Source organism: Sphingopyxis sp. J-6, assembly GCF_046603995.1.
Lineage (GTDB): Bacteria > Pseudomonadota > Alphaproteobacteria > Sphingomonadales > Sphingomonadaceae > Sphingopyxis.
The window spans coordinates 4,093,342-4,105,760 of sequence record NZ_CP145810.1; the positions used below are offsets into that span (position 1 = coordinate 4,093,342).

14 protein-coding genes are annotated in these 12,419 nt (G+C 67.1%); 4 read left to right on the forward strand and 10 right to left on the reverse strand.

Features of this window, described 5'->3' with window-relative positions; translation table 11 throughout:
• The first annotated feature begins 3 nt into the window (after positions 1-3).
• From fliR to fliS, 4 genes are all read left to right on the forward strand, one after another.
• A complete protein-coding gene (gene fliR, locus V6U71_RS19420; RefSeq protein ID WP_411339971.1) occupies positions 4-786 on the forward strand; it encodes a flagellar biosynthetic protein FliR in 783 nt (260 codons plus the stop codon).
• Between the two features lie 4 nt (positions 787-790).
• The gene (flhB, locus tag V6U71_RS19425) at positions 791-1,927 is read left to right on the forward strand and encodes a flagellar type III secretion system protein FlhB (RefSeq protein ID WP_411339972.1); all 1,137 of its coding nucleotides are present in this window, start codon (positions 791-793) and stop codon (positions 1,925-1,927) included.
• Between the two features lie 195 nt (positions 1,928-2,122).
• Positions 2,123-3,499, forward strand: a complete 1,377-nt coding sequence (gene fliD / locus V6U71_RS19430) for a flagellar filament capping protein FliD (RefSeq protein ID WP_411339973.1) — start codon at positions 2,123-2,125, stop codon at positions 3,497-3,499.
• Positions 3,500-3,510: 11 nt separating this feature from the next.
• Complete coding sequence (fliS, locus tag V6U71_RS19435) at positions 3,511-3,900, forward strand: flagellar export chaperone FliS (RefSeq protein WP_054589512.1); 390 nt, start codon at positions 3,511-3,513, stop codon at positions 3,898-3,900.
• Between the two features lie 138 nt (positions 3,901-4,038).
• Here the strand turns inward: fliS and V6U71_RS19440 are convergent, their stop codons facing one another.
• The 10 genes from V6U71_RS19440 to V6U71_RS19485 form a co-directional block, all read right to left on the reverse strand.
• Entirely contained in the window at positions 4,039-5,118 is a 1,080-nt protein-coding gene (locus V6U71_RS19440; RefSeq protein WP_411339974.1) for a sigma-54 interaction domain-containing protein, read from the reverse strand.
• 179 nt (positions 5,119-5,297) lie between these two features.
• Positions 5,298-6,158 carry a flagellar motor protein MotB gene (locus V6U71_RS19445; RefSeq protein ID WP_411339975.1) on the reverse strand — a complete coding sequence of 287 codons (861 nt, stop codon included), beginning with the start codon at positions 6,156-6,158 and terminating at the stop codon, positions 5,298-5,300.
• Positions 6,158-7,021: a flagellar motor stator protein MotA gene (gene motA / locus V6U71_RS19450; protein WP_054589514.1), complete on the reverse strand. Its 864-nt coding sequence runs from the start codon at positions 7,019-7,021 to the stop codon at positions 6,158-6,160. Before motA ends, V6U71_RS19445 begins: the two co-directional genes overlap by 1 nt.
• A gap of 88 nt (positions 7,022-7,109) precedes the next feature.
• Positions 7,110-7,940 carry a flagellin gene (locus tag V6U71_RS19455; protein ID WP_411339976.1) on the reverse strand — a complete coding sequence of 277 codons (831 nt, stop codon included), beginning with the start codon at positions 7,938-7,940 and terminating at the stop codon, positions 7,110-7,112.
• A gap of 28 nt (positions 7,941-7,968) precedes the next feature.
• A complete protein-coding gene (gene flgK / locus V6U71_RS19460) occupies positions 7,969-9,300 on the reverse strand; it encodes a flagellar hook-associated protein FlgK (RefSeq protein WP_411339977.1) in 1,332 nt (443 codons plus the stop codon).
• Positions 9,297-9,602, reverse strand: a complete 306-nt coding sequence (locus tag V6U71_RS19465; RefSeq protein ID WP_411339978.1) for a rod-binding protein — start codon at positions 9,600-9,602, stop codon at positions 9,297-9,299. Before V6U71_RS19465 ends, flgK begins: the two co-directional genes overlap by 4 nt.
• Positions 9,599-10,714, reverse strand: a complete 1,116-nt coding sequence (locus V6U71_RS19470) for a flagellar basal body P-ring protein FlgI (protein WP_411342378.1) — start codon at positions 10,712-10,714, stop codon at positions 9,599-9,601. Before V6U71_RS19470 ends, V6U71_RS19465 begins: the two co-directional genes overlap by 4 nt.
• A 5-nt stretch (positions 10,715-10,719) precedes the next feature.
• Entirely contained in the window at positions 10,720-11,379 is a 660-nt protein-coding gene (locus V6U71_RS19475; protein WP_411339979.1) for a flagellar basal body L-ring protein FlgH, read from the reverse strand.
• Entirely contained in the window at positions 11,360-12,148 is a 789-nt protein-coding gene (flgG, locus tag V6U71_RS19480; protein ID WP_411339980.1) for a flagellar basal-body rod protein FlgG, read from the reverse strand. Before flgG ends, V6U71_RS19475 begins: the two co-directional genes overlap by 20 nt.
• Positions 12,145-12,417 (reverse strand): hypothetical protein, encoded by a 273-nt coding sequence (locus V6U71_RS19485; RefSeq protein WP_411339981.1) that lies wholly within the window; start codon positions 12,415-12,417, stop codon positions 12,145-12,147. Before V6U71_RS19485 ends, flgG begins: the two co-directional genes overlap by 4 nt.
• Between the last annotated feature and the right edge of the window lie 2 nt (positions 12,418-12,419).

A 12,419-nucleotide genomic window follows, 5' to 3' on the forward strand; every position in this document is an offset into this window, starting at 1 on the left:
TCGATGAACCCGGCCGACGTCCCCAATATCGAGGCGATGCTCCAGCTCTGGATGCTGGGGATGATCCGGCCCGGCGCCGCGTTCATCGCCGCACCGGTGTTCGGGGCGACGAACGTGCCGGTCCAGCTTCGCCTCGTCATCGCGCTCGCGGTCGGGGTGCCGGCCGTCGCCGCATCGGGGATGGTGCTGCCGCCCGAAGGGATCGTTTCCTTTCCCGGTTTCCTCCTGATCCTCGGCGAAGCGCTGATCGGCCTCTGCATCGGTTTCGTCCTCCAGATGGGCCTCGCCGCGGCGCTGCTCGCGGGCGAGGCGATCAGCAACGCGATGGGCCTCGGCTTCGCGTCGATGGTCGATCCGATGAGCGGCGCGGCGAGTTCGGCGATCGGCCAATTCCTGTCGATGCTGGCGACCGCGCTCTTCCTTGCCGCCGACGGGCACCTGATCCTGATCCAGATCATCGTCGACAGCTATAGCGCGCTGCCGCCGGGCAATGCCTTCCCCTCGTTCGGGGCGATCGGCGGCCTGCTGCGTTTCGGCAGCCTGATGTTCGCCGCCGGGCTGACGATCGCGCTGCCCGTCGGTTTCGTGCTGATCCTCGTCCAGATGATCATGGGCGTCATCGGCCGCTCGGCGCCCGCGCTCAACCTGTTCGCCGTCGGCATTCCCGCGACCCTGCTCGCGGGCGTCGTGCTGCTCGGTGTGGCGACCCCGGTGATGGCCGAAGCGGTCGCGCGCATCCTGTCCGACGCGCTCGACGCCGCGCGCATGCTCGCATCGGGGGGCTGACGCGGTGGCCGGTGAAACCGAACAGGACCAGAAGACCGAAGCCCCGACGCCGAAGAAGCGCGCCGACGCCGCGAAAGAGGGCGATGTGCTGATGTCGCGCGAACTGGCGACCGCGCTGATGATGCTCGCCGCCGCCGGCTGGCTGATCGCCGCGGGCGGCTGGTTCGTCCAGTCGGCGGGCGACCTCGTCCGCCGCGGGCTGACGCTGTCCGCCGCCGACGTCGCAGATTTCGCGCCGGGCGAAGCGCTGCTGCGCAACGGGGTCGAAATATTGCTGCCGCTCGCCAGCCTGTTCGCGCTCGCGCTCGTCGCCGCAATCGCGGGGCCGGCGCTGCTCGGCTCGTTCGGCTGGCGCGGCAAGGCGCTGGGGTTCAAGGGCAACCGCATCAACCCGATGAACGGGCTGAAGCGCATGTTCGGGCTGCACGGCGCACTCGAACTCGGCAAGACGATCGCCAAGGTCCTGCTGCTCGGCACGATCGGATACTGGCTCGTCGCGGTGAACCTGCCCGCGATCATGACGATGGCGGCGACCGACCTGGGCGCCGCGATCGGGCTTGCCGGGCAGGCGATCGGCCAGGCGATGGTGACGATGGCGGGCGGGCTGGTCGTCATCGCACTGATCGATGTTCCGTCGGTCTGGTTCCAGCGCAACAAGCGGCTGATGATGAGCAAGCAGGAGATCAAGGAAGAGATGCGCCAGTCCGACGGCGCCCCCGAACTGAAGCAGGCGCAGCGCCAGCGCGCGCACGATATATTGAGCGGCTCGGCGCGCAAGGCGGTGTCGGAAGCGACGGTCGTACTCACTAACCCGACCCATTTTTCGGTCGCGCTGCGTTACCGTCCCGGCATCGACGCCGCGCCGGTGGTCGTCGCGCGCGGGCGCGGCGATGTCGCGCTGTCGATCCGCGAACTGGCGCGCGGCGCCAATGTCCCGCTGCTCGAATATCCGCAGCTCACCCGCGCCATCTATTTCACCGCGCGCGCCGGGCGGGTGATCCCCGAGGAGTTGTTCGTCGCCGTCGCAACGATCCTCGCCTTCGTCTTCCAGCTCGAACGCGCGATGGCCGAAGGCCGGACGCAGCCGGCGGTCGACGTGCCCGAATCGCATCATTTCGATCCCGACGGACGGCGGCAGTAGCCGCGCGGCCCGGACACCTCCTTCTTCGTCACCCCGGACTTGATCCGGGGTCCAAGCAACGGCCGTCGTCATGGATCCCGGATCAAGTCCGGGATGACGGAGGTTGGCGAACCCCCGACGACTTCGCCCTGAAAGTCCATCCTCAACTTAATGTCCCGCCCATCGTGCCGTTAAGAGGTTCGAAGGATATCGAACATGGTCAGTTCCATCGCCAACAGCCTCGGTTTCGGATCGGGGATCGACACCAAACAATTGGTCACCGACCTTGCCGCGGCGTCGCGCGAACCAAAGATCGAGCGCGTCACCCAGTTGACGCAGCAGAACCAGACCCGGATCAGCGCGCTGGCGCAGGCGCGGTCCAACCTCGACGGATTCGCCGATTCGCTGAGCCAGATGGTGTCTGACGGCACGCTGCGCAGCACGCCCACCGTATCCGACGACAGCATCCTCTCCGCCACGTCGCGCGCCGGCCTGTCGGCCGACAGCTTCGCCGCGACGATCGAGGTGACGCAGCTGGCGCGCGCGCAGACCGCCTATTCGGGCGTCGTCGCCGACAAGGCAGCGGCGATCGGCACCGGCACGATGACGCTGACCGTCGGAGGGGTGAACAAGACGATCACCATCGACGCGACGAACAACAGCCTCGACGGCCTTGCCAAGGCGATCAACGCCAGCGGTGCCGGGGTTACCGCGTCGATCGTCGCCGACGAGGGCGGCCACCGGATCATCCTGAAAGGCCCGACCGGCGAAGCCGGCGCTTTCACCCTCACCGCCGACAGCGGCGCCGACCCCGGTCTTGCGACCTTTTCCTATGGTTCGGGCGGCGCGATGACGCTGGGCCAGAGCGCCGCGAATGCCGAGTTCAAGATCGACGGCGTCGCGTTCAGCCGCGCCTCGAATATCGTCGACGATGTCGTCCCCGGCATGTCGCTGACGCTCAAGAAGGCGGCGCCGGGCCAGCCGGTCGATATCGGCGCCAGCCGGCCGCTCGACATGATCAAGCAGACCGTCGGCGATTTCGTCGATGTCTATAACCAGCTCAAGAAAAGCCTGCAGTCGGCGTCGGCCATGTCGGGCCCGACGACGGGGCTGCGCGAACTCGAACGCGAATTGCAGGCGCTCGTCGGCAAGGTGCTGACCAGCCACGGCAGCATCAACAAGCTCAGCGACATCGGTATCGGTTCGACCAAGGACGGCCTTCTGTCGCTCGACAGCGCCAAGCTCGAAAAGGCGCTCGCCGCCGACGCCGGTGCGGTCGAGGCGCTGTTCAACCCGCGGCGCGACGCGACGCATACCGAAACGACCGATCCGGGCATCGCCTTCGCGCTCGACGCGATCCGCGACAAGGCGGTCGCCACCGACGGCGTGATCGACCGCGTGACGAAATCGCTCGACGCCAAGAAGGAAGCCCTCGCCGAACAGCTCGAGAAGATCGAGGAACGCGAGGACAGCTACCGCGCGCGGCTCGAGAAGCAGTTCGGCGGGCTCGATGCCAAGCTCGCGGCCTTCAAGGCGACGCAGACCTATCTCGAACAGCAGATCGAGATGTGGAACAACCAGAATAACAACTAGAGTCCGACCCGATGACCGCCACCGCCTCGACCGTCCGCGCGACCGGGCTTTATCGCCGGTTGCAGCATGAAAGCCGCGCCGCCGCCGCCGATCCGGTCGAGCTGGTGACGATGCTCTACGACGAGCTCGAGGTTGCGATCGGCGTGCTCGCCGCGATGGTGCGGCAGGGCCAGCGCGTGTCGGCGACCGAACCCGCCCACCGCGCCCGCGCGATCCTGATCGGCCTCGATGCCGGGCTCGACCGCGAAGCGGGCGGCGACGTCGCCGAGGCGCTCTCGCGCGTCTACCGCAGCATGCGCCGCAAGCTCGACGAGGTCGTCGCGGCGAACGACGAAGCGGGGCTGAAGGATCTGCTCGACGGAATATTGACCGTCAGCAACGCCTGGCGGCAATTGCGTTAGTTATTGAGCGGCACAGGCCCGCTCGACCAAAAAAGAGATCACCCGGCCGCCCAAGGTGGGGACGGGCGACCGGGTGGTTCCAGGAGACGGACCAGAGTCCCCTGTATTCAGCGATGTCTAAAGCTTGTCCGGCGCGGCTCAGGCCGCCTGCTGGACTCCATATTTGCGCATCTTCTCGATCAGCGTCGTGCGCTTGAGCGTGAGCAGGCGCGCTGCTTCGGAAATGATGCCGTCGGCCAGGTCGAGCGCGACGTGGATCTGTTCGAGTTCGATCGTCTCGATCTCGCGCTTGAGGTCGATCGGGCGGCCCGGCGCCGGCGTCTTGGCGTGCGGCGCGCCAGAAGCGAAAGGCGCGGCAGCCAACTCTTCCGCGCCGGCTTGCACCGCGACGAAACCGCTGGGGACGGCCTGTCGCGGCGCAAGCGCTGCGGTGGGGTTCAAAAGCATCGCGACGTCGTGGGCGCCGAGCGTCTCGCCGCCGTGCAGAACGCTGGCGCGTTCGACGAAATTGCGGAGTTCGCGCACATTGCCCGGCCAGCGGTGCTGCATCAGCAACATCATCGCCTCGTCGTCGAAGCGGCACTTGGCTTCGCCGGGCATCTTGCGCTGGAAGTGGCGGATCAGCGCCGGAATATCCTCGACGCGGCTGGCGAGGCTGGGGACCTGCAGCACAACCACGCCGAGCCGGAAGAACAGGTCTTCGCGGAATTTGCCTTCGGCGATTGCCGCATCGAGATCCTGATGCGTCGCCGAAATGACACGGACGTCGACATTGCGGACGTCGCTGCTGCCGACGCGGACGATCGTCCGGTCTTCGAGCACGCGGAGCAGCTTGACCTGCATGTCGAAACGCATGTCGCCGATTTCGTCGAGAAAGACGGTGCCGCCCTCGCTCGCCTCGAAATGACCGAGGCGACGCGCGGTGGCGCCGGTGAAGCTGCCCTTTTCATGGCCGAACAATTCGGATTCGATAAGTTCGCCGGGAATGGCACCGCAGTTGATCGCGGCAAAGGGCTTGCCCGAACGGACGCCCTCGTCGTGAATGGCACGGGCGACGAGTTCCTTGCCCGAGCCCGACGGGCCGCACAGCATGACCGATGCGTTCGACCGCGCCACGCGGCGGATCATTTCGCGCAGCCGCTGCGTCGCCGGGCTGGTCCCGATGATCAGCGTTTCCAGCGCGGCCTGGCCGCCTTCATTTTGCCCCACCTCAGTCATTACCGTCTCCACCGCGCCCCCCAATCGGCGCCTTCGATGGATTCAGAGATTGAGGAAAATGGTAAACAAAAGATTATCCATCTTAACCTAACCACTTAAAAACAAAGGGTTATTGCCAAGTTGGCAGCAATGTCCACGCGATTGCGTCGGCAAGGATTTCAGATGCTGCCAGATTGGTACTAATTGTTGGGGGCACCGCCCCAGCCGAGCGTGATCGAGATGCGGCGGTTGCGCGGATCGAATCGGTCGGAGGGCAGATAAGGCTCGCGATCGGCGACCCCTTCGATGCGCGAGAAGCGCTCGGTGCCGATGCCGCGAAACTCGAGGAAGTGGCGCGTCACCTCGGCGCGGTCGACCGACAGGCGCCAGTTGTTCGTCCCCGATTTTGCCGACCAGGGTGCCGCGTCGGTGTGGCCGCGGATCATCAGCCGGTTCGGAACCTGCGCGATCGGCGCCGCAATCTCGCGGAACAGCCGCGCGCCGTCAGGGGTGAGCTGGCTGGTGCCCATGACGAACATCGAAAAGTCGGCATCGTCGACCACGTCGATCCGCAGCCCCTCGGTCGTCTCGGTAAAGCGCAGGTTGCGCGCGAGGCGTTTCAGGTCGCCTTTCTTCTGGACGCGATCGACCAGCGACTTCGCGACCTGCTGAAACTTCATCCGCTCGCTTTCGCGGCCCGACGCTTCCTTGGGTCCGCCGACGGCGTCCTTGGGGATGGTGATCGAGCGCGTTCCGGTCTGGCCGGCGGCGTGCGGATAGTCGTCGGCCGAAACGATCGAATCGCCGCCGAACATGCCGTTCGACCCGGCGCTTTCCTGTTTGGTCTTGACGATCGTCGGCGCGAAATAGTCGGCAAGCGCCTTGCGCTGCTTCTCGGTCGTCGCCCCGAGCAGCCACATCAGGAGGAAGAAGGCCATCATCGCGGTAACGAAGTCGGCATAGGCGACCTTCCACGCCCCGCCATGATGCGCGGCGTGGCCGGCCTCGATCACCTTCTTGACGATGATCGGGCGGACCGGGGTGTTCGGACGCGCGGCCATCAGCGACCGCGCATTCCGTCGAACACCTCAGCGAAGCTCGGCTGGTTGCTATGATCGACGCCCGATCGCGCCGCCTCGATCACCAGCGGCTGCGGGTGGCCGTGCAGCGAGGCGATGATGAGCTGCTTCACCGTATGATAGATGGCGGCGTCGCTTTCGATCACCGTGCGCGCCCGCGTCGCGAACGGACCGACAAGACCATAGGCGAGCAGCACGCCGAGGAAGGTTCCGACCAGCGCCGAACCGATCATCGCGCCGAGGATCTCGGGCGGCTTGTCGATCGAACCCATCGTCTTCACGACGCCGAGCACTGCGGCGACGATACCGAGCGCGGGGAGCGCGTCGGCGAGGCTCTGCAATCCATCGGCGGGCTTGATCGCGTGATGGTGGTGGCTCTTCACCGCATTGTCCATCACCTCCTCGACCGCATGCGGGTCGAGCGTTCCCGACGACACCACGACCAGCCGCAGCGTGTCGCAGATCAGGTGGACGAGCGTCTCGTCCTTCAAAAGTTTCGGATATTGCTGGAACAGTGGCGAGTTCGCCGGGTCCTCGATATGCGGTTCGACCGCGACCGGGCCCTCGGTGCGCATCATCTTCATCAGCGTCGAGACAAGCAGGATGCAGTCGAGATAGTCGGCCTTCTGATAGGTCGGCCCCTTGAACACTTTCCCCAGCCCGCCGCCAAGCGCCTTCAGCTCCTTGCCCGAATTGCCGATGATCAGCGATCCGATGGCGGCGCCGCCGATGATCAGCATTTCGTGGGGCAGCGCGTGGAGCACGGGCTCGAGATTGCCGCCGGTCAGCGCGAAGCCCCCGAACACCAGCAGGATCAAGACGATGATGCCGACAACGGGGAACATGCAAACCTACTCCAGTCGGGGGGCCGGGCCCCCCGCAAAACGGGACGTCTTGATGATTAACGGCAGCGCCGCCGAAACTTTGAGCGCGTCAGCTCAAAATATCGAACAGCGTCTGCCGGTTGATGCGCGCGAAGGCCGCCTGCGCGGCCTCGAGCGTCATATTCTGGGCGTTGAGCTGCGCAATCGCCACCGACAGGTCGGTATCCTCGAGCGACGAGCGTTCGTCGGACAGCGTGATGCTGCGGCTGGCGAGGCTGTCGCCGATGCGTTCGAGGCGCCCGGCCGCAAGCCCCAGCGTCGCGCGCTGGTCGGCGACATGCGCGATGCCGGCCCCGAGCGTTTCGAGCGAAGCGCCGATCGCGCTGCTGTCGCCGCTGCCGACCGCCGCGGCCGCGTCGCGAAGCGCGGTCGAAATCGGATTGCCGCCCACGACAAAGGCGCTCGCCGCCGACGGCACCGGGGCAAAGCTGGTGTCCGAATCGAAGCGCATCGTCCGGGCGTCGCCGGCCGCGAACAGCGGCTCGCCATTGACGTCGCGCGTCGCGGCGAGGCTGTCGAGTTCTTCGGCGATCGCCGTCAGTTCGGCGGCGACGCTCGCGCGGTCGGCGGGGTTCATCGATGCGCTCGCCGCCGACAGCGTCAGTTCGCGGGCGCGCGACAGGAGGTTGCCGGCCGTCCCCAGCGCGGTGTCGGCCTGCGCGACCTGCGCCTCGGCCGCCTTGACGTTGCGCGCCCAGGTGTTGGTGCTTGCCTGCGCGGTGCCGATCGTCGCGATCCGCCGCGACGCGACGACATCGTCCGACGCCCGGAGCAGCTTTTTTTGGGTGGAGATTTGCGTCTGCGTTCGCTCGATCTGGTCGGCGACGCTGCGCTGGCGCGCGATTTCGCGCGTCATGCGATTGCCCACGGCGTTGATCATGACCTGATCCTTTCCTGAAATCTCTGGCCTAGATCGCGCTCAACAGCGCTTGCATCGTTTCGCGGGCGACCTGGATCGTGCGCGCCGCCGCCGAATAGGCCTGCTGGAAACGCATCAGATCGGCCGCCTCGCGATCGAGATCGACTTCGCTGACCGTGCTGCGCGCGGCCGCAGCGGCATCGGCGCGCGTTGTCGCGGCGGCGTCCTGCGCGCGCGCCGAAGCGGTCGCCTGCGACTGCGACGCCATATGCCCCGCCCATTTCGATTCGGGATCGTTCGCCCCGCGCATCGCGCCGAACGCCAGCATATTTCCGTTGGCACCGCTCGCGTCGGCGGCGGCGACCTGATCGGCGGTGAGTGGCGCGGCGGTCAGCGTGGCGGCGCTGCCCATCCCGGTGAACAGCGCGGCGCCGGGATTGCCATCGGCGTCGGTTCCGGCCTGATGCGCGGCGTTGAGCTGGCCGGCGAAATCGCTCGCCATCGTGTCGAGCGCCGCGCGCTGGTCGGCGACATGGTTCGACGCTTCGGCAAGGCCGGCGAGCGACCCGGTCGCGGTGGTAAAGGGCGCGCCGCCGGCAAGCGAGAAGGAGACGCGGCCGTCGGCGGCAGTGGTCGCGGTGACCGGCGTCACCGTGCCCCCGCCAACGAGGACATCGCCGCTCGCCGTCGCCCGCAGCGTCGCCGCGCCGTGATCGTCGAAGCTGGCGGTCACCCCGCCTTGCGCCGAAAGCTGGTCGATCAGCCGGTCGCGTTCGTCGAGCAAAGTCGCTTCGCCCGTCGAACCGGGCCGCGCCTTGCGCAGCCCGACATTGATCTGTTCGAGCGCATTCAGGTCGGCGTTGAACTGGTCGACCGCGCTGGTCGCGGCGTCCGAGATTCCGTCCGCCATGTCCGAAAGCTGCCCCGCCGCGGTGCGAAAGCCCGACGCGACATCGTCGACCGCCTGCAGGAACTGGCTGCGCAGCGTCCGGTTCGACGGATCGGCGGTCAGCTCGTCGGCGGTCGTGAAGACCTTTGTCAGCCCCGTCTTGATACCGTTCGTCTCGTCGCTGAGCGCGGTTTCGACGCGGTCGAGCCACGCCAGTTTGGTTCCGGCGCGTTCGGCGTCGCCCGAAGAGATGCGGGCGTCGGCGGTCAGCCAGGCGTCAACCGAGCGGCTGAGTCCCTTGATCGCCACGCCGCCGGGGCTGACATTGGCGCGTACGAACGGCGTATCGCCCGCTCCCAGCGCCTCGCCGAGCTGGAGCGTCCGCCGCGCATAGCCCGGCGTCTGCGCATTGGCGATATTGTCGCCGACCGTCGCAAGCGCGCGCGAATAGGCGCGCAGCCCGCTCGCGCCGATGCCCAGAAGGTCGCTCATTGGATCGCTCCGGCCTGGCTTGCGGCGCGGCCGCGGAACTGCGCCTCGACCATGTCGGCGATGCCGAACTGGCGCATCGCGGCGATGCTGTCGGCGGTCTTGGCGTCGGCCATCTCGCGGAAATTGTCGGTGGCGCTCGACCCGAAGATATCGTCGCCGAGCTTCGCCTGGCGCATCGACGCGAGGAGCTGGCGCAGGATGACCGCTTCGAAGGCCTCGGCCGCCTTGCGCAGGCCGCCGTCGCCGCCGCCCGCAGCCGCAGGGGCCGGGGTGGCACGAACCGAAGAAATGGGCGTCGTCATATGATCACCAGTTCTGCAGTGAGCGCGCCGGCCTGGCTCAGCGCCTCGAGGATGGCGACAAGGTCGCCGGGTGCGACACCGAGCCGGTTGATCGCATCGACCAGTTCGGCAAGCGATGCCGAGGGTTTCATCAGATACACCGGACGTGCTTCTTCATTCACCTTGATGTCGCTCGATTCTTCGACCGCGGTCTGGCCGCGGCTGAACGGCGCCGGCTGGACGACCATCGGCGATTCCTTGATCGACACGGTCATCTTGCCCTGCGTTACCGCAGCAGTGCCGACGCGCACCGCGCCGTTGATCACGACCGTGCCGGTGCGCGCGTTGACGATCACCTTGGCGGGCGGGTCGGCGCGCTCGACGCCCAGATTCTCGATCTGCGACATCAGCCGCATCCGCTCGTCGCCGTTGCCGGCGGCGCGGATCGCGATGCTGGCACCGTCGATCATCGACGCGCTGCCCGGGATCGCCGCGTTGATCGCGTCGGCGACGCGCTTGGCATTGGTGGCATCGAACTGGTGGAGGTTGAAGGTCAGCCAGTCGCCGGTCGCAAAGCCGGTGTCGACGGCGCGCTCGACCGTCGCGCCATTGGCGATGCGGCCGCTCGACGGGACATTGACCGTCAGCTTCGACCCGTCGGCGGCGTCGACCCCGAGCCCCCCGATGACGAGGTTGCCCTGCACCATCGCATAGATCTGGCCGTCGGCGCCATAGAGCGGCGCGAGCACGAGCGTGCCGCCGCGCAGGCTCTTGGCCTTGCCGATCGCCGAGACGGTGACGTCGAGGCGCTGGCCGGGCTTGGCGAAGGGCGGCAGTTCGGCGGTGACCATCACCGCCGCGGCATTCTTCAGCGCCGGGTTGAGCCCCGGCGGCAAGGTCAGGCCGAAGCGCGAGATCGCGCCCTTCATGCCGAGCGTCGAATAATCGAGGCTGTCGTCGCCCGTTCCAGCGAGGCCGACGACGATGCCGTAACCGGTGAGCTGGTTGGCGCGCAGGCCCTGGAACTGCCCCATATCCTTAATCCGCTGCGCCGACGCCGGCGCGGCGAAGGCAAAGCTGGCGAGGAGCAGGATCAGGAAGGCGATGAGGGCGGGACGCTGGGTCACTTCGATATTCCTTAGAAGGGGCTGATGATCGAGAAGAAGCGCTGCAGCCAGCCCTGCTGGCTGGCGCGGGCGATCTCGCCCTTGCCGACGTAACGGATGTTCGCATTGGCGACGCGGGTCGACAGGATGCGGTTGTCGGGGCTGATGTCGATCGCGCGAACGATGCCGGCAATCTGCACCCGCTCGTCACCGCGGTTGAGGGTGAGCAGTTTCTCGCCCTTCACCAGCATCGTGCCGTTCGGATAGACGGCGGCGACGGTCACGCTGACCTCGCCCGACAGCGCGTTCGACTGCGACGCGTCGCCCTTGCCCTTGAACTGCTGGCCGCCGCCCATTGCGACGTCGCTCGGGTTGAACAGCGACAGCGGGCCGGTCGACGGCGGCGTCAGGCCGATATTGCCGTCGCGCTGCGTCCCCGCGGCGTTGCTCTTCGTCGCGGCGGTGCGCTCGACGAGCTGGATGGTGATGATGTCGCCGACCTGCCCCGCGCGCCCGCCCGAGGTGAGCGGCACATAGGCACCCTGAAAGATCGAACCGTTTGCCGGCGGCGCCGGCGGCGGCGCGGGCATGGTGACCGAAAAGGCGTCGGGCGCGACCTTGTCCTTCGCGTGCGCCATGGCCGGCGCCAGCGCAAGCAGGACCAGCAGGCCCTTAGAGAGTCTGCGTCGCATTTTTCATCATCTCGTCGGTGGCCTGGATCATCTTCGAATTGACCTCATAGGCGCGCTGCGTCTCGATCATGTCGACGAGTTCCTCGACGACATTGACGTTCGATCCCTCGAGCATGCCGCCGCGCAGCGTGCCGCGGCCTTCCTCGCCCGCGGCACCGACCTGCGGTGCGCCCGAAGCGGCGGTTTCGACGAGCATATTGTCGCCGATCGCCTGCAGCCCAGCGGGGTTGGCGAAGCGCGCGATCTCGATCTTGCCGAGTTCGGTCGTTTCGGCATCGCCCTGAAGCTGCGCCGAAACGGTGCCGTCGGCGCCGATCGTGATGCCGGTCGCGCCATCGGGGATCTGGATCGCGGGCTGGACCGGCTTGCCGTCCGACGTGACGATCGTGCCCTCGGGCGAGGTGGTGAAATTGCCGGCGCGCGTATAGCCGGTGCGCCCGTCGGGCATCAGCACCTGAAAAAAGCCGGCGCCGTCGATCGCGACGTCGAGCCCGTTGCCGGTGGTCGCAAAGCTGCCCTGCGTGTCGATCCGCGCGGTGCCGGCGAGCGAGACGCCGGTGCCGAGGTTGAGCCCGATCGCATAGCGATTTTCTGCCGACGAGGGCGCGCCGGGCTGGGTCATCATCTGATAGCTCAGGGTTTCGAAATTGGCGCGGTCGCGCTTGAAACCCGTCGTGTTGACGTTGGCGAGGTTGTTCGCGATCACCTGCATCCGGAAGCCTTGGGCATCCAGACCGGTCCGCGCGACGTGCAAGGCACCGAAGCTCATTTTCTTTCTCCTGTGAGCGTGATGAGATGATATTGGCCCGCCGTGACGGAGCCGATTTTGGCCGAGTGCGAGGCGCGAGGAGAGGTGCGATGCGGGGCATCGTGCCCGACGAGCAACGCGGCAATCGGCCAAAATCGGCCCGCCCCGCAGGGGTTGCCCCCGGAAGCCCGCCGGACGGCGGCGCACCTCTGGACCGGGCCACCGGCCCGGCCTGCGAGACGCTTCTTGCCGGCAAACTTCCGGGGGCAATCACGGTGGGTCAATATCATCT

Excerpts from the sequence above, each read along its gene's own strand:
- fliD (WP_411339973.1), top strand. The coding sequence starts at position 2,123 with ATGGTCAGTTCCATCGCCAACAGCCTCGGTTTCGGATCGGGGATCGAC.
- V6U71_RS19455 (WP_411339976.1), bottom strand. The coding sequence starts at position 7,940 with ATGATCAACGCCGTGGGCAATCGCATGACGCGCGAAATCGCGCGCCAG.
- V6U71_RS19440 (WP_411339974.1), bottom strand. The coding sequence starts at position 5,118 with ATGACTGAGGTGGGGCAAAATGAAGGCGGCCAGGCCGCGCTGGAAACG.
- flgK (WP_411339977.1), bottom strand. The coding sequence starts at position 9,300 with ATGAGCGACCTTCTGGGCATCGGCGCGAGCGGGCTGCGCGCCTATTCG.
- V6U71_RS19475 (WP_411339979.1), bottom strand. The coding sequence starts at position 11,379 with ATGCGACGCAGACTCTCTAAGGGCCTGCTGGTCCTGCTTGCGCTGGCG.
- motA (WP_054589514.1), bottom strand. The coding sequence starts at position 7,021 with ATGTTCCCCGTTGTCGGCATCATCGTCTTGATCCTGCTGGTGTTCGGG.
- fliR (WP_411339971.1), top strand. The coding sequence starts at position 4 with ATGAACCCGGCCGACGTCCCCAATATCGAGGCGATGCTCCAGCTCTGG.
- fliS (WP_054589512.1), top strand. The coding sequence starts at position 3,511 with ATGACCGCCACCGCCTCGACCGTCCGCGCGACCGGGCTTTATCGCCGG.
- V6U71_RS19445 (WP_411339975.1), bottom strand. The coding sequence starts at position 6,158 with ATGGCCGCGCGTCCGAACACCCCGGTCCGCCCGATCATCGTCAAGAAG.
- V6U71_RS19465 (WP_411339978.1), bottom strand. The coding sequence starts at position 9,602 with ATGACGACGCCCATTTCTTCGGTTCGTGCCACCCCGGCCCCTGCGGCT.
- flgG (WP_411339980.1), bottom strand. The coding sequence starts at position 12,148 with ATGAGCTTCGGTGCCTTGCACGTCGCGCGGACCGGTCTGGATGCCCAA.
- V6U71_RS19485 (WP_411339981.1), bottom strand. The coding sequence starts at position 12,417 with ATGATATTGACCCACCGTGATTGCCCCCGGAAGTTTGCCGGCAAGAAG.